The sequence below is a fragment of the Mechercharimyces sp. CAU 1602 genome, assembly GCF_024753565.1.
In the GTDB taxonomy this organism is placed as follows: domain Bacteria; phylum Bacillota; class Bacilli; order Thermoactinomycetales; family JANTPT01; genus Mechercharimyces.
Map to the genome: position 1 here is coordinate 2057628 of NZ_JANTPT010000001.1, position 22542 is coordinate 2080169.

Genomic DNA, 22542 nt, shown 5'->3' on the forward strand with positions numbered 1-22542 from the left:
AGCTTCCTTCCCCACAAGTACTCATTCAATTTTTCCCATCTACATCAAAGCTTCAATGAAGCCTGACACGATCTTCACATATCCTTATCTTACTTTAATGCAGAGATGGTAAAGTAAAGACGTGCCATCGTCTTTGCCAATAAAATCAGCAAGAAGAACACGATCAAATAAGAAGTAAGTGGTATGGAAATCATCGCTTCTGCCGCCACCACCAACACTATCATAGCGAAAAAGCCCGGTAAACCAGTAAGAAAAGCAATCCACTCATTTCGCCAGGAATTTTTACGCATATCTGTAACGGGATCACTCTCTGCCGCTTTCGCTTGTACCAGGTGAAAAGAGAGTGGAACCAAGAGAGCCATCGTAGAAACGAGCACAGCAAGATAGATCAACATTCCCATCTCAAGGGTTATCGGCTGTCCAAAAAGGTTACTCAAAGGTAAAGCAAACGATGTTAACATCGGAATACTCATCGCCCGAATCAATGTGTCTAAAAACGCACCCTTCTGACTCGTGATACCTTTTATACGCGCTACTTCTCCATCCACACAATCCGCCATATAGCCTAAATTATAAAAGAGTGCAGCTAGCAAGTAGGCCCCGCCTGTACCGAAAATCATCATCATCCCTGTCATAAAAAAGAAAAACAAACTCATCCAACTAATGGCATTCGGCGTAATCGCCGTCTTGCTCAGCCATTTTGCACAGTAAATCGATACTCTTCGTAATATATACCATGTCCAAATATCTTCTAAAGCCCGTGGTTTTTGACACTCTTTCCGCAATGCGATAATCTCATCCGAATCAAACGGAAGTGTGGGGCGATCTATCTTCTCCCCAGCGGAGGTCAACTCTTTCTCCTGATTCACTTCGACTCACTCCATGATAACGATTTAATTAGCCCAACAAGAGAGCCGACTCCACGACTCGTATGCAATAAAAAGAACGATAACATACAAGGCAGTAAATATTTTACCCCTATTTGCTTGATAACTCCCACCGCCGAGCCCATAAGCAAAGCGGCATAAAGGAATATTATTGTAGTAAGTGCAACTGTAGCTACCGTTGAGAAGAAAGAAGCGACCAGCAAGAAAGCTCCGATGATCAGGGCCAGCAGTGGGACGAGATGGCGAAAACGAAGTACACCCGCTCCACGTTTTCTCGCGATCATAGTCCATTTACCGTCACCGTATGACTTTTTTAAGAATGAACGAATGGTGTTACGAACATAATAGGTAGAACGAATTCCAGTGGACAGGTAGAAGCCTTTACCCGTATTTCGAATACGCGCATGCATCTCTAAATCTTCATTTCGCTGTAAATCCTCATCAAAATAACCTACCTGTGTAAATATATCACGTCGATATGCAGCATAAGGAACCGTGTCTACATACCCTTCCCATCCACTCTTAGCTGTGCGAAACTTGGAGTTTCCCACACCAAAAGGATGCGAATACACATATGCATTCACTTTCCCCCAGAATCCCGTACCAACTGATTCGATAATGCCTCCCACACAAGCAGCTTCTGGCACTCTTTCGGCCACTTGGTATGTTTTCGAGAGGAAATCCTGAGGAATCTGACTGTGTCCATCCACACGGATGACATACTCTCCTTGCGCCGCACGAATTCCTAGGTTCCAGCCTGTAGCTAGTGTGCGCTTAGGATTGATCAAGTATTGAATACGATTAGGAAACTTCTTCACATATTTACGAATGATTTCTTGTGTTGCATCTGTTGACTCACCATCAACAACAATAATCTCATATTTGGAATTTGGGAAATCTTGGTTCAAAATAGATTCTAGTAAAAAGTTAATATGAGCTTCTTCATTACGAACGACTAATAAAAAAGAAAAGATCAGCTGTTCCTGTATCGGATACGCGCCAATCATCATATCATGAGGCATTTTACTCATGTTGGATCACTCTTTCATTGTCACACACGGTGACAAAATAGGTATCTTTATCATAACAGGTTCATAGGAAATCGACAATGTGTAAAGGAAACTATCTTCACTATTTATGGCTAGATCGAGCTTGCTAGAATGGCGATGTAAGCGATTTTCATTTACACATATTCCTAATTAAAATTTGGGGTTGTTGTTTTTTTATATATGTATGTATTGTTAAGAATATGAATAGTACCGATTATATGCGGATCTCATGAAAGGTGGAGCATCTTTAGTTCCCTCACCTTTTACGAGATCCCCTTTACATTTATCGATCCACTCCGCGCTCCACCACGATCGTTGCTTTGTCACCAATATCTGTACGATAGTGAGCACCTGCGAACTGAATTTGTTCGAGACGAGCATACGCGTTACGCTTCGCTTGCGCAATATCTCTCCCGAAGGCTGTGATACCCAAGACGCGCCCCCCGTCACTTACCAAACCCGTTTCATTTTTTTTAGTGCCTGCATGAAACACCATTTCCTGTTTACTCATTTCTAAATTTCCTTTAATCTGGATTCCCTTGGCGTAAGAGCTGGGATATCCTTTTGCCGCCATGACGACACAAAGAGCCGACTCTTTTCTCCACGTAAGCGCTTGTTCAGATAGCTTTCCCTCACTAACTGCCTGTAAGAGAGGTGCCAGCTCAGTCTGGAGACGAGGGAGAACCACCTGAGCTTCCGGATCACCAAATCGAACGTTAAACTCAATCACTTTTGGACCTGTGCTCGTAATCATTAAACCTGCGTATAAAATACCTCGATAATGAATCCCTTCTTGTTGCAATGCATGTGCGATCGGCTGCAATATCTGTGTCATCGCCTGATCCACAATCGTATGTGAAAGGTGAGGAACAGGTGAGTACGCTCCCATTCCTCCAGTATTAGGGCCCTGATCACCATCAAAAGCGGGTTTATGATCCTGTGCTGGCTCCAGTGGCACGACATGGGTTCCGTCTACCAACGCCATCAGTGACACCTCTTCACCTTCTAAATACTCCTCAATCACCACTTCGTGGCCTGCTTTGCCAAATGCTTTCTCTTTCATCATCATCTCTAACGCCGCTTCTGCTTCCGTCAATGTCTGCGCTACGGTCACACCTTTACCTGCAGCTAATCCATCCGCTTTAATTACGATCGGGGCTCCCACTTCATTAACATAATGCAGGGCTTTTCTATAGTCAGAAAAGGAGCGGAATTTACCTGTCGGTATTCCATATTTTTGCATTATTTCTTTTGCAAAACGCTTACTTCCTTCCAATCTGGCCGCCGCTTCTGTCGGACCAAAGATAGATAACCCTTTCTCTTGGAAGCGATCGACGATCCCAGCAAGCAAAGGTATTTCAGGTCCAACCACTGTAAGATCAATCGCTTCTGCTTCTGCAAATTGAACAAGTGCTGCAATATCAGTCGATTCAATCGGAACACATGTGGCCAGCGACCCTATTCCAGCATTTCCAGGAGCACAAAACAAGGCTTCTACCTCACGGCTCTGTTTTAATTTCCATACAAGTGTATGTTCTCGTCCTCCGCTTCCAATAACCAAGATGCGCATACGTTTCTCCTCCTCTAACTATGAACAGCTTCCGGCTTGTCCAACCTGAAGAAATCAGCTCACCGCTGATCTCTTCAGGTTGCTATAAAATTTATAAAAAAGAGTAAGATAGTGACAAGCAGCAGGGTGAGCGCCAGGTCCATTCTCTTTGAACCAACCAGGCGGGGACGACGGCGACGGGAGGTAGTGATACCACCTAGGAAGAGCGCCATGAAAAAAAACGTAGCGCCAATCACTTGTAAACTCTCCAGCCAAAACGTCGCGGAACTATCCATCACCCACACTGCCATCATCCAGCTTGAGAAAAGTGTGAGGACAAAAAGCCCCACAGTCCAACGGATAACGGGCATGGTCTATCTCTCCCTGTTACACTTCTACTCATATATACGTCATCCCCTGCTGATTGGTCACACCATCTGACAGAGAAAAGGAGGAAGTGAACATGAGTCAAGAAACTAACCCCTTACTTAATGCTTAAAATGGCGTACGCCTGTAAACACCATCGCAATTCCATGTCGATTGGCTGCCATAATCGATTCCTCATCTCGTATGGAACCACCTGGTTGAATGATGGCACATACCCCAGCAGCCGCGGTCGCCTCCACTGTATCGCCCATAGGGAAAAACGCATCAGAGGCCAATACGGACCCTTCACTTTTTTCACCTGCCTGCCGGATAGCAATCTCGGCTGCTCCGACGCGATTCATTTGTCCTGCACCAATTCCAATCGTCTGCTCGCCCTTTACCAATACAATCGCATTAGATTTCACATGCTTTACCGCTTTCCACGCAAATAGAAGCTGTTCCCACTCTACATCCGACGGTTGCCGCTTTGTCACCACGCGGCAATCATCTTTCTCAATCTTTTCCTGATCTCTTTCCTGTACAAGTAATCCTCCACTAACGCTTTTGTAATGCCATCTTCTACCCGTGCGCCTCTCCATATCTACCTGTAAGAGGCGAATATTCTTTTTCTCTTGTAAGATGGCGAGTGCCTCAGATGTAAAAGAAGGGGCAAGCACGATTTCTAAAAATAGACCCCGCATTTTGTTTGCGGTCTCCCCATCAACTTCACCGTTACACGCAACAATTCCCCCAAAAATGGAAAGGGGGTCTGCTTCATATGCGCGCTCATACGCCTGTAACAACGTATCTCCTTGGCCAATTCCGCATGGATTCATATGCTTCACAGCCACGACGGTAGGGCGGTTATACTCTTGTATAATCATCAGGGCTGCATCAGCATCCTGAATATTGTTGTAGGATAATCGCTTTCCATGTAACTGCTTTGCCAGTGCAATCGAGCCTTTTTCGGCGAGGGGATCTTTATAAAAAGCTGATGCTTGATGAGGGTTTTCGCCATAACGCAAAGAGTGGACCAACTCGAACGGGAGTGTTAAGTGAGTGGGAGAGGTGTTTTCTTCTGCCTCAATGTTTACTCGCTCGCTTAGATAACGAGCAATCATTGCATCATACTGAGCAGTGTGTTGAAATGCTTTTGCCGCCAACCGTTTCCGCGTCCGACTCTTAACTTCACCTAACTCCTGTAGTTGCGAAATTACTTCGTCGTAGTCAGTGGCATCAACTAACACCGTTACATCATTATGATTCTTTGCCGCAGCTCGAACCATAGCTGGGCCGCCAATATCAATTTGTTCAATTGCCTCCACAAAAGTCGTATCCGCTTGAGCGATCGTTGCTTGAAAAGGATACAGATTGGTAACAACCAAATCGATTGGCATAATCTTCTGCTCTTCTAAATGCTGTTGATGCCTCTCACACTCTCGGATCGCAAGAATACCGGCATGAATGTGAGGATGCAGTGTTTTTACTCTGCCATCTAACACCTCAGGAAACCCTGTAACAGACGAGACGGCAGTTACAGGAATTCCCGCTGCTTCTAAAGCTCTCTTTGTGCCACCTGTCGATACGATTTCATAGTCAAGTTGTAATAAGGATTGAGCAAGTTGGATTATTCCACTTTTATCGTAAACACTGATTAAGGCACGTGCTTGTTCTTTTGCCATCTATATTCTCTCTCCCTCTCATCAAATCTATCGTTTAACTATGATCACTCGTATTAATATACGTAAGCTGTCCTGATTACTGCTTCACTCTCTGGTGTAATGACACCCTACCCTCAATCACATCACGCACCACCTGGGGATAGAGACGATGCTCCACTGTTTGAATTTTAGCAGTCAGCTCTGCGCGGCTCTCACCTGCTCTTATTTCTACTCTTTCTTGTTGAATAACTTGACCCGTGTCCATCCCTTCATCAACAAAATGAACGGTTACTCCAGTAAAAGATGCGTCCGCTTCTAGCGCCTGCCCGATCGCATCCTTTCCTGGGAAATGAGGAAGAAGGGAGGGATGGATGTTAATCACTTTACCCCAGTAAGGCTGAAGTAACGTAGGACCGAGTAGACGCATATATCCTGCCAGCACAACCCATTCCACCTTATGCTTCTGTAGTAGCGCTAATACATCTTGCTCGTACTTCGCTTTTGTCTCGTATGAGCGTGGTACAAAGACAAAACTTTTAATTCCTAGTTGCTCTGCTCGCTTTAATGCTCCCGCCTGCGGACGATCACATACCAGTAGCGAAACCTCATGTAACCAACCTTCTGCGCGCGCATGAAGTACAATCGCTTCAAAGTTAGAGCCACTCCCTGAGGCAAATACAGCAATGCTCATTACAACAGCTCTCCTTTCCAACTAAACCTCGTATCCCCCTCTATCACCCGACCTACCTGATATACTCTCTCTCCTCTTTCTTCTAAATAGGCACTCACTTCTTCAGCTAAATTAGCCGCAACGCAGATCACCATACCTACTCCCATATTAAAAGTGCGAATCATATCTGCCTGTGCAATCTTTCCTTCACGCTGTACTCTATCAAAAATATCGGGTAGTTTCCATGTAACCCCATCCAGTTCTGCACACAAACCATTTGGCAACATACGAGGAATATTCTCTACTAATCCTCCCCCAGTAATATGAGCAGCACCTTTTAACCAACCTGCTTGTTGTAGACCGAGCAATGAGCGTACATAGATACGTGTCGGTTGCAACAGCTCCTCAGCGAGTAGAGAATCACGCTCTAAGCGAGAGGGATCCTGTTCCAACAACACTTTGCGCACCAATGAGTACCCATTGCTGTGTAAGCCCTCCGAAGCTAATCCTAACAACACATCACCTGGTTTAATCGAATCTCCTGTCACCAGCTTCGTTTTTTCCACCGCTCCAACAGCAAACCCAGCGACATCATACTCACCAGAAGGATACATTCCCGGCATCTCGGCTGTTTCTCCCCCTATCAGAGCACAACCCGCTTCTTCGCATCCATCTGCGATTCCTTTTACAATCTGCTCTGCTTGCTCAGGATTTAACTTTCCAGTAGAAATATAGTCAAGGAAAAAGAGTGGCTCAGCTCCTTGCACTACGATGTCATTTACACACATAGCCACACAATCAATTCCGATGGTATCGTGCCGATCTAGCGTGAGCGCAATCTTTAACTTTGTGCCCACCCCATCGGTGGCAGAAACCAGCACGGGGTGATGCCAACCTCCCGCACCCAGATCAAATAATCCCCCAAATCCACCGAGCAAACCCATTACTTCAGTCCGTCTAGTCCGTTGAACATGAGCTTGAATCCGCTGTACTGTCTCATTACCGGCTTCAATATCTACCCCTGCTTCTTTGTAGGCTTTGCTCATCGTTTCCCCTCCAGCGCATAAACCGATTCGATCTGAGTCGGGTACTTACCATTAAAACATGCTAAGCAGTGACCACAGTGAGGCTCCTCACTTTGTCGTCCAATAGCAGAAATCATACTCTCTTCACTTAAGAATTGGAGAGAATCTGCTCCAATCAGCTCACGAATCTCTTCCACCGAGTGGCTAGCGGCAATAAGTTGCTCGCGGTCAGCAGTGTCAATCCCATAAAAACAAGAATAGCGAACAGGAGGAGAACTAATCCGTACATGCACTTCACGAGCTCCAGCATCTTTTAACATTTTTACGATTCGACGACTAGTCGTTCCCCGTACCAAGGAGTCATCTACCATGACCACCCTTTTTCCCTCCACTACTTTACGCACAGCACTTAGCTTCATCTTTACTCCCTGTTCTCGCAGTTCCTGACTTGGTTGTATGAATGTGCGACCAACATATCGATTTTTGATAAGGCCCATTTCATACGGAATCCCCGTCGCTTCCGCATAGCCAATAGCTGCCGAAGTGCTAGAATCAGGCACCCCCGTCACCACATCTGCTTCTACTGTTGCTTCCAAAGCTAGTTGACGACCTAAACGCTTGCGAGCCAGATGGACATTAATCCCTTCTATATCGCTATCTGGACGCGCAAAGTAGATATACTCAAAAGAACAGACAGCCCGCCGAGCCGCTGGCGCAAACCGTTCATTGCGAATTCCTGTGCTATCCACAATGAGCATCTCGCCTGGACCTACCTCTCGAACATACGTTGCTCCAACAGTATCAAACGCACATGTTTCAGAGGCAAAAACATAGGCATCTCCCAGTAATCCAAGTGATAACGGGCGCAATCCATGCGGGTCTTGAGCCACTATTAATTTCTCGCCTGCCATAATGATGATAGCGTAAGCACCCGTCAGACGATTAAGTGTATCTTTTACCCGCCCTTCCAAAGTCGTCTCGCGCGAACGGGCAATCAGGTGAGCAATCACTTCCGTATCTGTTGTCGTTTGAAAGATAGAGCCTGACCCTTCCAACTCACGCCGCAAACGATCCGCGTTAACCAAATTGCCGTTCGTCGCCAAGGCAATCGGTCCATCTTCACGTCGAAAGACAAGCGGTTGTACATTGGCAAGCGAACTTTCTCCTGTCGTTGAATAACGAACATGACCAATCGCGACCGAACCGATCAATCCCTCCATGGCCGTATCATCAAATACTTCCGTTACCAAACCCATACCGCGATGGACGCGAAACTGACCATGGTCACTTGTAACGATACCTGCGCTTTCTTGCCCCCGGTGTTGCAACGCATGCAAACCATAATAACTGAGGTGAGCAGCATCTATATGTCCCCATACTCCAAATATGCCGCACTCCTCATTTAACTCGTCGAAGATGAATTCATCGCGCATGGAATCGCCCCCTCCCAGATGTGGGTCAACTCAGACACTTTCACATGAATGACTTCCTGTTCATTTACTTCAATCTGAAGATTATCCTGTGTAACTTCTCCGAGACAGGCGAGCGGCACCCCTTGTGTAAGTGCCAATTGCTCCAGCTTCTCTTTGTACTCCTGCGGGATGCTCACCAACACTCTCGATTGACTTTCACTAAATAATAAGCTATTGGGGCGCAAGGGAGATTTTATCTTCACATGTACCCCATATCCTCCTGCCATGCAGCATTCCGCCAAGGCGACGGCCAAGCCCCCTTCCGCTAGATCATGAGCCGCCGTTATCCAACCTGCTGTAATAGCAGTGTACACCGTCTCTTGCAAGCGTCTCTCGTTATCTAAATCAATGTGGGGAGGACGGCCACTCACTTCTCCCTGTACCAACTGTTGCCACTCACTTCCACCCAGCTCATCCAACGTTTCGCCCAGTAGAAACACGAGCTCTCCCTCTTCTTTAAACGCAAGTGTCGTTACATGTTGCACATTCTCTATAAGCCCCACCATTCCCACAATGGGTGTAGGGTAAATCGCATGCCCCTTACTTTCATTGTATAAGCTTACATTACCACCGATAACAGGTGTTTGCAGAACACGACAAGCATCACTCATCCCTGTGATCGCCAGAGATAATTGTTGGTAGATCATATCCTTTTCCGGATTTCCAAAATTGAGGCAATCAGTTACTCCCAGTGGACGTGCACCGGCGCATACCACATTGCGTGCCGCTTCCGCTACAGCAATCGCCCCTCCCTGCACAGGATCCAGGTAAACATAACGTCCATTTCCATCTGTACTCATCGCTAATGCTTTATTGCTACCGCGCAGATGAATGACAGCCGCATCCGAACCAGGCTTCACTGCTGTACTAGCACGCACTGTATGATCGTACTGACGATAAACCCAACCCTTGCTCGCTATATTGGGAGAAGAGAGTAAATTTTTAAGTGCAACTTCAGGAGGGGTGAGAAAAAGTTCCGATGCCCAAGTATTTTCTTTTTGTACCGGATATGGAGCTAGTTTCGTTTCATCGCGCTCATATACGGGAGCATCGTCAACCAGTGTCGTAACAGGAATATCCGCAACCACTTCGCCCTGATGAAAAATGCGATAGCGACCATCACCACTTACCCGTCCAATTACTGCTGAAGATAATCCCCACTTAGAAAAAACTTGTTCTACTTGTTCCTCTTGTCCCTTTTCAACCACCAACAACATCCGTTCTTGTGACTCTGACAGCAAAATCTCGTAAGGCAACATACCTGTCTCTCGTTGTGGAACAGCATCCAGGTTCAACTCTAGTCCCGTTCCGCCCTTCGCCGCCATTTCCGCACTAGAGCAGGTTAAGCCCGCGGCACCCATATCCTGAATACCTAATAAGACTCCTGCTTCTACCAATTCTAAACACGCTTCCAGTAGTAATTTTTCCATAAAGGGATCACCCACTTGAACAGCGGGACGTTTTTCTTGAGAAGCATCACTTAATTCTTCTGATGCAAAAGTTGCTCCATGAATCCCATCTCGACCTGTACTCGCTCCCACATAGATGACTGGATTACCTTCTCCCACCGCTATCCCCTTTTGCAAATCACCATGCTGTAACACACCTACGCACATTGCGTTTACCAATGGATTCTCCTCATAGCGACCATCAAAAACCGTTTCGCCACCCACCGTCGGAATCCCCATCACATTGCCATAATGAGCAATCCCTGCAACTACATTTTCAAAAAGATAGCGTACTCGCGACTGATCGATCGTTCCAAAACGTAACGCATTTAGTAGAGCCACGGGACGCGCGCCCATCGAAAACACATCACGAATAATTCCACCTACACCAGTTGCCGCTCCCTGAAAAGGTTCAATTGCGGAAGGATGGTTATGGCTTTCGATTTTAAACACCACCGCCTCACCATCACCGATGTCGATCACACCTGCACCCTCACCTGGGCCTTGCAGAATATGTGGACCTGTAGTGGGAAAGCGTCGCAAAAGGGGCTTCGAGTTTTTATAACTACAATGCTCTGACCACATAACACTATACACGCTTATTTCCGTCCAATTAGGAAGTCTGTCCATATGTCCAATCACCAGCTGATATTCGTCATCGGTCAATCCCAATTCCCGATACAACCGATGGATACGGATCTCTTCTGCGCTCGGTATCTGATTCATCGTGTCTACTGTATTAGGCAACCCCGTCACGCTCCTTCCATTCCTGGATAATAGATTGAAAGAGTTTCCTACCTGCAATAGAGCCCATCCACTCATGCATCGCGCGCTCTGGATGAGGCATCATACCTAATACATTCCCACGTTCATTCACAATCCCCGCAATATCAGCGACTGATCCATTAGGATTTTCTTCATCATAGCGGAAAACAATCTGATCATGTTTGAGTAAAGAGGCTAAAACTTTATCATCACAGTAGTAATTACCTTCCCGGTGTGCGATGGGGAGATGAATACGTTCATATGGAGCATACAGTCGCGTGAACGGGGTCGAGTTATTTTCTACCCGCACCACAACTTCATCACAGCGAAACTGCAAATGATCATTAAGTCGCATCGCCCCTGGTAGCAGACCCGCCTCCAATAATATTTGAAAACCATTACAGATTCCTAAAACCCATTTCCCTGCTTCTGCCGCTTCACTTACCGCTTTCATCACAGGAGAAAAGCGTGCGAGCGCACCTGTACGAAGATAATCTCCATATGAGAAGCCGCCAGGAAGGATGATTGCATCATAAGACGACAGATCCGATTCTTGATGCCAAACCAACTCTACTAAATCCCCTGTCACATCTTTTACCGCATGCACACAATCCATATCACAATTAGAACCTGGGAAGACGATTACGGCAAAACGCATGTAGCTTCCTCCTCAATATGGAATGAATACTCCTCAATCACTGGATTGGCAAGCAATTTCTCACACATCGATTGTGCTTGCGCTTCAGCTTCAGTACGATGGGAGGTATCAAGCCACACTTCAATCGTTTTTCCCATGCGCACCCCTTGTACTTCGGTAAATCCAAGCGAATGCAGCGCTCCTTTGGTCGCATTCCCTTGTGGGTCTAGTACACTTTCTTTTAGGCGAATATGAATCGTTACTTTCATCATCAGCTCTCTCCCCCTACACGCTTAAATACCTCACGATACGCTTCCAGAACATCTCCTAAATCTTGACGAAAACGATCCTTATCTAACTTCTTGCCTGTGTTCATATCCCATAATCGACAAGTATCCGGTGAGATCTCATCGGCGAGCAACAATCGACCCTCTTTTACTCCAAATTCTAATTTCATATCTACTAACTGTAACTGATTAGCCTGGAATAAACGCCTCAATGCTCGGTTCACTTCCAAAGCCATCTCTCTCATCTCTACCACCTGCTGTGGGGTTGCTAAGCTCATAACCGCAATATGATCTTCCGTTAACAGGGGATCGCCCAGCTCATCGCTCTTATAATAAAATTCTACCACCGGATGCGGAAGTTCCGTCCCTTCCGAAATTCCCAATCGCCTTGCTAGTGAACCGGCAACGCGATTGCGCACCACCACTTCAAGCGGGATAATCGTTACACGACGCACCAACTGTTCTGTAGGTGATAACATCTCTACCCAGTGGTTCGGAATTCCATGTTCAGCGAGATGATGAAAGAAAAAACTGCTAAGCTGATTGGTCAACTCACCTTTTCCTTGGAGCTGAGCATATTTCTCTCCGTTAAAAGCTGTGGCCTCATCTTTATAGGTAATCCACACCAAGTCAGTCTGGTCAGTTTCATATACTTTTTTCGCTTTTCCTTCATATAAGAGCGCCTGTCGCTTCATTCGTTATTCCCCTCTCCCCCAGAATCTTGCTATATCTTTATCGTAATCCGATTTTATTAAAAATCGTATCTACATGTTGTAAATGATAGCGATAATCAAAACATTCCTCGATCTGAGTCAATGTTAGCTTCTGTTGAATGAACTCATCGTTTGCAACAAGTGTGCGAAAAGGGATTTGCTCTTCCCACGCCTGCATCGCCAAGCGCTGTACACGATCATATGCTTCTTCACGCTTCATTCCCTGGTCGATCAAGGTGAGGAGCACCCGCTGAGAATAGATTAACCCATACGTGCGCTCCATATTGCGCTTCATATTCTCTGGGAACACCGTCAACTCCTCAATGATACCCGCAAAGCGGCGGAGCATATAGTTAAGCAATGTCGTCGCATCGGGTAAAATGATACGCTCCGCCGAGGAGTGTGAAATATCTCTTTCATGCCATAAAGGGATATTTTCATAAGCCGTAAGCATATGCCCTCGCAACACACGCGCCAACCCGCTTATATTTTCCGAGCCAACGGGATTGCGCTTATGTGGCATCGCCGATGATCCTTTCTGCCCTTTTTTAAATGACTCTTCCACCTCACGCATCTCACTTTTTTGTAAACCACGTATTTCAACAGCAAACTTCTCTAAGGAGCTGGCAATCAAAGCTAACGTACTCATATAATCTGCGTGGCGATCACGTTGTAGCGTTTGTGTAGAAATCGGTGCCGGTTCCAACCCCAGACGGCGACAAACCGCGACCTCTACTGCGGGATCGATGTTAGCGTACGTTCCTACTGCACCAGAAATCTTACCAAAACGGACTGTTTCAGCTGCCCGTGTAAACCGCTCCTGATGCCTCTTCATCTCTTCATACCAGAGTGCCATCTTCAATCCAAACGTGGTCGGCTCTGCATGAACACCGTGCGTACGCCCCATCATCACCGTCTCTTTATGAAGCAACGCCTTCTCCTTCAATACATCCAGAAGATGAGCAATATCATCTGCTAAAATCTCATTCGCTTGCTTTAAGGTGAAAGAGAGGGCTGTGTCCACCACATCCGTCGAAGTAAGACCATAATGCACCCACTTTGACTCTTCACCTAAGCTTTCCGCGACAGCGCGGGTGAAAGCGACCACATCGTGACGTGTCTCTTCCTCAATCTCGTAAATACGCTGCACATCAAAACGGGCGTGAGCACGAATCTTTTCCACATCTTCCGGAGGGATCACACCTAGTTCCGCCCATGCTTCACATGCTGCAATTTCTACTTCTAGCCAGCTTTGAAATCGACTCTCTTCATTCCAAACTTGCTCCATCTCTTTGCGGGTATAACGCTTGATCATAAACTCCAACTCCTTATGGCATCTCGTTACAAACCAAACCCTACTTTTTCACCTTACGATGGAGCGGCTTCCACCTGTTTTTGCTCCCACATTCCAATCCGTTCCGCCTGAGCAAGAGCACGGGTTATGCTCTCGTCCACAATACAAAGGTGCCCCATCTTTCGTCCCGCTTTCACCTCATGTTTGCCATAGATATGCACTTTCACACTGTCGGGAAGGTAGGGTAGCTGTCGTTCTAACAGGTGCAAATCATCTCCTAAGAGGTTTACCATCACCACTGGACTGAGCAAACGCGTACTTCCTAGCGGTAGCCCACATACCGCTCGTAGATGTTGCTCAAATTGCGAGGTGACACAAGCTTCGTAAGTAAAATGACCTGAATTATGTGGACGAGGGGCCAGCTCATTTACGATGATTTCACCTGTGGCGGTAAGAAACATTTCGACCGCAATTAATCCGATAACCGGTAGCGATTCCACTACTAATCTTGCAACACGCTCCGCTTCACGAGCAACTTCATCCGATACTCTCGCCGGCACAATCGTTTGATGCAACACATGATTGCGGTGTACATTTTCAGCTAAAGGAAACGTGCGTACCTCACCGCTCGTACTCCGTGCAATAATAACTGACAGCTCACATGCAAATGGAATAAATTTCTCCAAAACAAACGCTTCTCCATCTTGACCCACAGCTGACCAAGCCGCAGACACGTCTTCTTCTGTATGCAAGATAGATTGGCCCTTTCCATCATAGCCACCCGTCGCGGTCTTCAGTACAGCAGGGGTACCCAATTCGCTAAGAGCCGTTGCTAGTTCATGCTTTTGATGTACGATGCGAAATGGGGCTACTGGAATACCCGCAGCTTTCAATGCCTTCTTCTCTGAAACACGATGGCGTGTCAACTCTAATAAATGGGTTGGTTGAGGCATCACACCTTCTTGCTCTAACAATCTTAAGCACGCTGGATCCACATTTTCAAACTCGTACGTTACCACATCACACGCTTTAGCTAAAGAAGATGCTGCCTTGCGATCACTATAATCGGCTACAATCTCCTTATCCGCCACCTGCGCTGCTGGACTATCTGCTACCTGATCCCACACGATAAAGCGGTAACCCATTTTCCGCCCTTCTAATATCATCATACGTCCTAACTGTCCACCGCCAATCATCCCTACCGTCGACCCTGGCGGAACAACCCTACCTGATTGATGATGTAGTATCATACCTGCTCACTCGTTTCTATTACTTGCTGACGGATCTCATTTCGCCTTTGTTGCAGACGTTGACGTATTTCTGGGAACTTTAAACCCAATATTTGCGCCGCTAATAAGCCCGCATTAGTAGCTCCCGCTTCCCCGATCGCTGTTGTCGCAACTGGGACGCCTCCGGGCATTTGCACGATCGAGAGAAGTGAATCCAAGCCGTTCAGCTGCGATGAACGAATAGGAACCCCAATGACCGGCAAGACTGTCTTAGCAGCAACCATCCCTGGCAAATGAGCCGCTCCTCCAGCTCCAGCAATAATTACCTCTAAACCCTGTTCCATCGCTCCTTCTGCAAAGCAGAACATTTCATCTGGCGTGCGATGCGCTGACACCACCTGTCTTCGATGGGGTATTTCTAGTTCTGTTAATACTTCACACGCGTGTTGCATCGTTGGCCAATCCGACTTACTCCCCATAACAACCGCCACCAGTGGCTGTTCCGTCATTATCCACCCAACCTTTCAGCAAATAATTTCTATATAAAAAGTCCGACCTACAGGATTTCCGGAAAGGAAACCTGCAAATCGGACATACCGAAGGGCAGGCTCTCCTCATAGTCCGGTAATTTACGGTTACCTGGTAGAAACGCCTAGGCCCTATCCCTAAGCATATATGAGAAAAACCAAACACATATTTCGTTCAAGTAGGTGATACTGTATGATCCCGTCTTCTTCTCCTTCAGTGTACCGTGCTCCCCTAATGCTGTCAATAAAATACGAACGATTATATTTATCCATTCTAAAATCGTTCGTAAAAAGAGATCACTCCCATATTCGGGAGTGATCTCCTATCGTTACAAACTCATCTTTTCTCTACTCTTTACAATAGCCCGCTAAGCGCTTTTTTGCACCAACTTTTCTTCATGCTTCGCTTCACCACGTGCAACTACTGCCGCACACATGGAATCGCCTGTGATATTGATCGCCGTCCGGCTCATATCTAAGAGGCGATCTACCCCCATCACAATACCGATTCCAGCAACAGGGAGACCGACTGACTCAAGAACCAGCGCCAGGGTAATTAGCCCCACACCCGGTACAGCCGCAGTCCCAATTGACGCCATCGTCGCCGTTAAGATGATGGTGAGCTGCTCCGTTAAGCCCAGATCAATTCCATATAATTGAGCAATAAATAAAGCTGCACACCCCTGCATAATAGCGGTACCATCCATATTAATCGTCGCACCCAGTGGAAGGACGAAGCTACTCACCTGTTTCGGTACTTTTAATCCGTTTTCCACCCGCTCCATCGTCACAGGTAATGTCGCCGCACTACTACTAGTAGTAAAAGCAACTTCCATCGCTGGAGCAATTTTTTTGAAAAATGTAAACGGATTCATTTTTGCAAAGAGAACCAAAAAGCTACTATAGGTAATGGTTGCATGCAGTATCAGTGCCAGTACCACTGCGAACATGTACCAAGCCATCGCACCTAGCATCTCAATTCCTGAAGCACCCACTGCCCGCGCAATCAAGGCAAATGCGGCATAAGGGACGATGATCATCAAAAAGTCTACCAACTTCAACATGATCTGATTACCCTGGTCGATAACCGTGCGTACGGTATCTACTTTACTACCCAAGAAGGCCATTGCAATCCCGAAGACAAGGGCAAAGAAGATGATTTGTAACATCTGTCCTTCTGCCATTGCTCCCAAGGGATTGGTTGGTATGATGTTTAAAAGCGTATCAACGACAGGAGGCGCTTCCTCCACCGTCTTATCAACACTAATCTCTTTTGCTTTTTCCATTGTTATCGAGTTACCTGGTTGGATCACATTAGCTACCAACAAGGCGATCGAGATAGCAATGGCGGTGGTGGCTAAATAGAGCCCAATCGTTTTTCCACCGATTCGACCCAACTTCTTCGGATCAGCAATACTAGCTGCCCCTAAGGTGAGGGAGAAAAAGACCAAAGGTACTACGATCATCTTAATTGCTTTGATAAATAGCTCACTGACCGGATTGAATAGGTAGGAATTCAAATACTCAAATGCATCTGGAAACCAAATATTTAAAACAATACCCGTGATAAGACCTAAAACAATCCCCAGCAAGATCTTCTTAGTTAAGCTCATTTTCTAACTCCTCTCTCTTTAAAGGTTGCGCCATACCCGGTTCTGTCAACCTAGCTTCGTTCTATGCTAGAGTAAGAGAAAAATCTGACATCATTATACCATATACGAAGGAATTATTCATTAAGATGTCATAACTTTTCTTTTTTGAAGATATTTTACCATATTTATCACTAACCTTTCACAATGCAAAAGGGTGATAGGAAGTGTCGTGATCAGCATGGCCTCTATTCAAACTATATGCGCCACTTCACAAAAAAAGTAGCCCATCACTTTCACTGAGATCACTTTCACAATCCATTAATGAAGAAGAATCACTATGGCTCATCAATAACCCGTCCCACCCCGTAATTGCCAACGTATAAAGGGGAGGGCTTGCTCTGGCATCGTCACATGGGTCATTTTCACATCGCGTAATGGCAAGGGCAAGCAGACTTGTCTATATATATACCGATCAGCAAAACCATAACCATCTACTTCTGCTGTTGAGGCTGCATAATAAACGACAGGAATTCCAGCCCAATAGATTGCCCCTAGACACATCGGGCACGGTTCACTGCTAGCAAATAGTATACTATGTGGTAACCGAAAGGAACGGGTGCGACAACAAGCATCACGAATTGCCATAATTTCAGCGTGAGCTGTTGGATCCGTACAACCCACCACTCGATTACATCCTACTCCTATCACTTTTCCAAACTGAACAATGATCGCAGCAAAAGGTCCTCCCCCCATTCCACACTCCACGTTGGTTGTAGCTAAATATAGTACATAGCGCATATACGTGTGTACATCCACTCTCATCCCCTCAACTTCCCGCACACTTATGTACATTATGTATAAGTATATGGATGCACACCACATGAGCAGAACTATACCTTTTAGCCATCTGTTCGCTAACGATGTAAACTTAAAAACCACCCTGTGCGGGTGGTTTCCTTATTATTTACGTTGCAGGCACGGCCGGTTCCTGAAAAGTTAAATATTTTTTTGCAAGCGCAACCGCCGCCTGTGCATCGATATAACCTGCTTGACAACCCTCCATATGTTGGGCACTGCTCTTTAAAATCGTCTTTACATCATTTGGACTCAAATATGAATTAGCCTCCAACATCAAGGCAATCACACCTGCACAGATCGGAGTTGCCATCGAGGTTCCAGAAAGGCGAATATAGGTCTTACCCACACGATTTTCCGGCAGTTGCTTTTCGATAGCGGAGTCCGGTGCAGACAGAGAGACGATGTCTGTACCTGGAACGTAAATATCTGGCTTTACCAACCAATCAATCGTCGGTCCACGACTCGAATACGACGCCCTTTCATCATCCGACCTTTCCGGGGTATCAAAATCATCGGTAGAACCAACAGTAATAATAACAGGATCTATACCCGGCGTACTGATTGTTCCTGGATATGGCCCTGAGTTACCTGCCGCTGCACATACCACCATTCCATGGTGCCAAGCTATCTCTACCGCTTGTGCTAGCGGATCTTCACGGTACGTTTCATACGCGTTCGCACCTAAAGACATAGAAATCACACGGATATCATGCTTCTCACGATTCTCTACACACCACTCCACTCCTTTAATAACAGTCGAAAGACGACCACTTCCATTACCATCAAGCACTTTAATCCCGATCAATGACGCCTCAGGCGCAGGCGAACAATATAATTCTTCCGAATCAAAGCCGTTCCCTGCTGCATCACCCGCACAATGAGTTCCATGACCTTGATCATCGTAAGGTTCGCTCTCTCCGTTGACCAGATCAACAAAATCGAGAATTCGTGATGTTGGTTGTACCAAATCAGCATGCGGATGAATACCCGTATCGACGATCGCAATCGTCACCCCTTTACCACTTAGGGATTCTGCTTTTTGCAATTGATAAGAACCAATTGTTTTTGAAGCCACATCTAGAAGAGCATGCACCTCGCGATCATAATAGATCCGATTTACCCCTTCATGTTCTGTCAATCGACGAATAGTCGAAGGTTCCATCCGACCGGAGAGACTAGAAATAAGAGGCAGTTCTTTTTCCAATCGATTACACTGATCCCCTTGGCATATTTTCTTGACCTCTTGTGGATCGCCCTTCTGCGATAATTGCACTATAACAGGGACGGTATCATCGGTAGACTTGTGCTGATGGTGTTGCTGGCGCTGCTCCATCAATTTACCGCGCAATTCGGGATCAAGACGCGAGCCTGCCTCCTCAAACCATACCTTCTTTCCAAGACCCATACGATTCCCCCCTTTACTTATTATTTTAATTGGATATTAATTCGAAAAAATCCTCCCAAAAATAAAGAGCCATCCCCATTAAATACGGGTGGCGGTAAAATGGTATGACTTAGGCGTTTCTTGGTAGAGAGAGCAAATCTTTCTCCAAACGGGTTGAACAGGTATTGTGAAACCCTAAATGGCGATAAAATGGAACCAGTTTTTCAGTCCCCTCATCCACTGTAATCCAGATGGAGCGCACTCCCTTATTGCGAAAACGCTCTTCTAATTCACTCGTCAATATTCTGGCAATCCCGCGTCCCTGATACGACGGATGGACAGCCAAACAATAAAAGAACCCCGTTCCCCCATCCATCGTTCCCACGATCGCACCTACAATTTCGTTATCTTCTTCTGCAACCAATACCAGATCACGATCATGAGCCAATTGTTTCGCCATCACTTTTAATGTTTCACTTTCTTCTCTACGCACAGCATTCATATCCCATATAGTGGAAACCGCATAAATGTCGGACAATTGGAAAGAACGAAGATGCATGGTGATGTAGTACCTCCTTGGCAGTCAAAAAACCCTCTTCATATTCTACTAAATCTACTGCTACGTGACAAGAAGATGCGTTTGGCATCGGTCTATTACCTGAGCAGTTAGATTTAATCGGAACCGTCGTTATGGGAATCGGTATTTCAAAGGGAGTGAGAGGATTTAATTTAGCGGTGAGAATTAGCGGGGCGATCATAACTGCTATCGCAATTGTTTTTCTGCTGTTTGAAATCTAACCGTAATAAGGTTCAGAAAATAAAGAACGTCTCCTATGGATAAAACACAGTCAATTGTGGTATTATGTTTATAGAATGCAAAACGGTGAGTCCTGGATACACTCACCGTTTACGGAGAAATTGCATGGACACAGAGCGGCGTTAAGCCGAACCCATCGAGGGAAACCTAAAAAATAGTCCACCCCTATAGGTTGTCGACCCTGGGCGGACTATTTTTTGTATATGTTGAAAATTAACTCGGCTACCTTTATCAGCAGACCGATTAACAACACAACAAAAGTGAGGATAGCCAGAACTTCGCTTCCTGTCATAGGCCCCACCCCCTACCTGATGGATGGATTTTCAGCCTACGCCGCCCGGATCTTTATGTCCAATTCTCGTAATCAATTATATCACAATTTTCCTTCATAATAGAGGAATAATATTGCATCAAATACACCCCTTGCCCCATTTGCTACTCCCATACCTGCTAAGCAGTCATTAAATTCTCCCCAGTCACTTTTTTGCATTCCCTTTTTATTCGCAACTTCATAATTAGCTTTTTCTACTTTTCCTTCCTTCTTTCCCTACTACCCGCTCATGAATAGATGCTTTCCCTTCCCTGTGAATCATCTCCTCCACTAACGAGTAACACCCACGGAATAAAAAGAATAAAGGAGCTCCCTAAGACAAACGGCATCAAGAATTCAACCCATTGTGAAGTAACCACTGCAAACAAGAGCAACGCCCATAAACAAACAGCAGTATAACTGGCCTTTTCCGATAAAAATCGAGAACGCAACATCACAGTTGTAAAAATCAGGGCACTTATTGCATAGGCTGTATTACTAAAAAGGGTCATCATTTCTTGCATCAGTTGATCCCATGAGGAAAAATAATGGGCCAGTGCAACAGATGGCATCTGAAGAAACAGAGCAGCTACTCCAGGGATAATTGTCATTTGAATGAGATGAGTCAATACTCCTGCACTCGCACCAATCACCCAAATTAATAATGCCAACTGTAAAATAGCGCGAAATTGCCGCCCCAATTTATGCGTTAACATAATTAAGACTAGCACCATTGCCAAAGTTGCCACTATCCAGGCACTCCAAGCGATCACTATCTGTGATTGATGATGAGAAATATAGATCATACGTTCCAAGTCAGACCCAAACAACGCTTCAGTTAAAAAAGAGAGTGACAAAATCACTGTTACAAGATTGAGTGTTATTGAACAAAGCGTCAAACCCACATATATAGCAGACGAGTTGCCGTTTCCTCTCTTCATGCGACACCTCCCCCTCGGATTATTCCTCCTATCATCACTTGCTTCAGCTTATGATTCCTTCCACCGTATCGAAGCTTGATCCATTACCGTGACGGCTGGATGTGAAGCTAATTCCTTTATCAGTCGAAAAAGAGCCTCGTCTTTTCTTTTTGCTTCAATCATTACATCAAGACGGTCCGTCACTTCAGCCGCCCCTCGTAGTAGTTCCACTGCATCATCAAGATGAACATAATCTGCGTGTGCACGCATTTGTGACTCACTTCTCGGGCTGGAGAGGTGAACTTTTGGCGGAAACGGTTCATCTTTCCAAGTTGTCACAATACGGGGCCAATAATCGGTTAATAAATCCCCTTCATGATTACAACGGTGATGGTGAATATCCAATACAAACGGTGCCCCTACCTCCTCAGCAATCGCTAAGGTTTCAGCTACCGTAAAGGTTTTATCATCATTTTCCAGACACAAGTATGATTGCAGTCGTCTATCTAATAACGAGAATTGATTGATAAAGTTACGCCCAGCTTTCTCTTTATTGTTGTAGCTCCCTCCAATATGGATGTTGCACTTATGACTTTGATCCAATTCCATCGCCTCGAGCATCTTCACATGACGATCCAAGCTCGCAATAGAAGAGGCTACTACATCGCATCGTGGTGAATTGAGCACAGTAAAATGGTCAGGATGAAAGCCTGTGCGTATCTGATGCTTACGCACCACTTCACCCACTTGGTAAAAATCATCTTTCAACAATGAAAAGTAATCCAGCCCCTCTATATAATCATGTCCTGCTAAGGGAAGAAGACGGGAAGAGAACCGATAAAAGCGAATATCGTGCCCGATACAATGATAAAGCAATCGTTTCGTATTCTGCAGATTCTCCTGTGCAAGACGTACCAGTTTACGTAAAGCAGCCTCACGATCTGCAATTTTTTCAAATGCAGAAGCAGTCATTGTCTTGGAGGGCGAGGCATTTTTCACTTGCATACTCATCGCCACAAACCCGAAGCGGACCAACATACATTTCACCCAATTCCTCATTCTCATGGTACAGGTTAAGTTGC

The 22542-nt window shown here is 45.7% G+C and carries 21 protein-coding genes and 1 riboswitch; all 21 genes read right to left on the minus strand.

Annotated elements, in window-relative coordinates; genetic code table 11:
• Positions 1-89: 89 nt before the first annotated feature.
• The gene (locus NXZ84_RS10525) at positions 90-869 is read right to left on the minus strand and encodes a CDP-alcohol phosphatidyltransferase family protein (RefSeq protein WP_258840211.1); all 780 of its coding nucleotides are present in this window, start codon (positions 867-869) and stop codon (positions 90-92) included.
• Positions 866-1918 (minus strand): glycosyltransferase, encoded by a 1053-nt coding sequence (locus NXZ84_RS10530; protein WP_258840212.1) that lies wholly within the window; start codon positions 1916-1918, stop codon positions 866-868. Before NXZ84_RS10530 ends, NXZ84_RS10525 begins: the two co-directional genes overlap by 4 nt.
• A 301-nt stretch (positions 1919-2219) precedes the next feature.
• The gene (gene purD / locus NXZ84_RS10535; protein WP_258840213.1) at positions 2220-3506 is read right to left on the minus strand and encodes a phosphoribosylamine--glycine ligase; all 1287 of its coding nucleotides are present in this window, start codon (positions 3504-3506) and stop codon (positions 2220-2222) included.
• A 74-nt stretch (positions 3507-3580) separates the two neighbouring features.
• Positions 3581-3799, minus strand: a complete 219-nt coding sequence (locus tag NXZ84_RS10540; protein WP_258840214.1) for a hypothetical protein — start codon at positions 3797-3799, stop codon at positions 3581-3583.
• Between the two features lie 174 nt (positions 3800-3973).
• Positions 3974-5533 carry a bifunctional phosphoribosylaminoimidazolecarboxamide formyltransferase/IMP cyclohydrolase gene (gene purH, locus NXZ84_RS10545; RefSeq protein ID WP_258840215.1) on the minus strand — a complete coding sequence of 520 codons (1560 nt, stop codon included), beginning with the start codon at positions 5531-5533 and terminating at the stop codon, positions 3974-3976.
• Between the two features lie 76 nt (positions 5534-5609).
• Positions 5610-6203 carry a phosphoribosylglycinamide formyltransferase gene (gene purN, locus NXZ84_RS10550; protein WP_258840216.1) on the minus strand — a complete coding sequence of 198 codons (594 nt, stop codon included), beginning with the start codon at positions 6201-6203 and terminating at the stop codon, positions 5610-5612.
• Positions 6203-7228, minus strand: coding sequence for a phosphoribosylformylglycinamidine cyclo-ligase (purM, locus tag NXZ84_RS10555; protein ID WP_258840217.1), 1026 nt, complete (start codon positions 7226-7228; stop codon positions 6203-6205). The genes purN and purM overlap by 1 nt, the downstream gene beginning before the upstream one ends.
• Positions 7225-8640, minus strand: a complete 1416-nt coding sequence (gene purF, locus NXZ84_RS10560) for an amidophosphoribosyltransferase (protein ID WP_258840218.1) — start codon at positions 8638-8640, stop codon at positions 7225-7227. Before purF ends, purM begins: the two co-directional genes overlap by 4 nt.
• Entirely contained in the window at positions 8610-10853 is a 2244-nt protein-coding gene (purL, locus tag NXZ84_RS10565) for a phosphoribosylformylglycinamidine synthase subunit PurL (RefSeq protein ID WP_258840396.1), read from the minus strand. Before purL ends, purF begins: the two co-directional genes overlap by 31 nt.
• Before the next feature lie 13 nt (positions 10854-10866).
• Positions 10867-11550, minus strand: coding sequence for a phosphoribosylformylglycinamidine synthase subunit PurQ (gene purQ / locus NXZ84_RS10570; RefSeq protein WP_258840219.1), 684 nt, complete (start codon positions 11548-11550; stop codon positions 10867-10869).
• Positions 11535-11801, minus strand: a complete 267-nt coding sequence (purS, locus tag NXZ84_RS10575; RefSeq protein WP_258840220.1) for a phosphoribosylformylglycinamidine synthase subunit PurS — start codon at positions 11799-11801, stop codon at positions 11535-11537. Before purS ends, purQ begins: the two co-directional genes overlap by 16 nt.
• Positions 11801-12511: a phosphoribosylaminoimidazolesuccinocarboxamide synthase gene (gene purC / locus NXZ84_RS10580; protein ID WP_258840221.1), complete on the minus strand. Its 711-nt coding sequence runs from the start codon at positions 12509-12511 to the stop codon at positions 11801-11803. Before purC ends, purS begins: the two co-directional genes overlap by 1 nt.
• 37 nt (positions 12512-12548) lie before the next feature.
• A complete protein-coding gene (purB, locus tag NXZ84_RS10585; protein WP_258840222.1) occupies positions 12549-13844 on the minus strand; it encodes an adenylosuccinate lyase in 1296 nt (431 codons plus the stop codon).
• A 53-nt stretch (positions 13845-13897) separates the two neighbouring features.
• Complete coding sequence (gene purK, locus NXZ84_RS10590) at positions 13898-15073, minus strand: 5-(carboxyamino)imidazole ribonucleotide synthase (RefSeq protein ID WP_258840223.1); 1176 nt, start codon at positions 15071-15073, stop codon at positions 13898-13900.
• Complete coding sequence (gene purE, locus NXZ84_RS10595) at positions 15070-15561, minus strand: 5-(carboxyamino)imidazole ribonucleotide mutase (protein WP_258840224.1); 492 nt, start codon at positions 15559-15561, stop codon at positions 15070-15072. Before purE ends, purK begins: the two co-directional genes overlap by 4 nt.
• Before the next feature lie 88 nt (positions 15562-15649).
• Positions 15650-15751: riboswitch (purine riboswitch) on the minus strand.
• Positions 15752-15947: 196 nt separating this feature from the next.
• A complete protein-coding gene (locus NXZ84_RS10600) occupies positions 15948-17192 on the minus strand; it encodes a dicarboxylate/amino acid:cation symporter (RefSeq protein ID WP_258840225.1) in 1245 nt (414 codons plus the stop codon).
• 324 nt (positions 17193-17516) lie between these two features.
• On the minus strand, positions 17517-17993 hold the full coding sequence (locus NXZ84_RS10605) for a nucleoside deaminase (protein ID WP_258840226.1): 477 nt from the start codon (positions 17991-17993) through the stop codon (positions 17517-17519).
• A gap of 142 nt (positions 17994-18135) precedes the next feature.
• Entirely contained in the window at positions 18136-19434 is a 1299-nt protein-coding gene (locus NXZ84_RS10610; RefSeq protein ID WP_258840227.1) for a S8 family peptidase, read from the minus strand.
• A 109-nt stretch (positions 19435-19543) separates the two neighbouring features.
• A complete protein-coding gene (locus NXZ84_RS10615) occupies positions 19544-19972 on the minus strand; it encodes a GNAT family N-acetyltransferase (RefSeq protein ID WP_258840228.1) in 429 nt (142 codons plus the stop codon).
• A gap of 816 nt (positions 19973-20788) precedes the next feature.
• On the minus strand, positions 20789-21481 hold the full coding sequence (locus NXZ84_RS10620) for a hypothetical protein (RefSeq protein ID WP_258840229.1): 693 nt from the start codon (positions 21479-21481) through the stop codon (positions 20789-20791).
• A 48-nt stretch (positions 21482-21529) separates the two neighbouring features.
• Positions 21530-22498: a UV DNA damage repair endonuclease UvsE gene (gene uvsE, locus NXZ84_RS10625; RefSeq protein ID WP_258840397.1), complete on the minus strand. Its 969-nt coding sequence runs from the start codon at positions 22496-22498 to the stop codon at positions 21530-21532.
• Between the last annotated feature and the right edge of the window lie 44 nt (positions 22499-22542).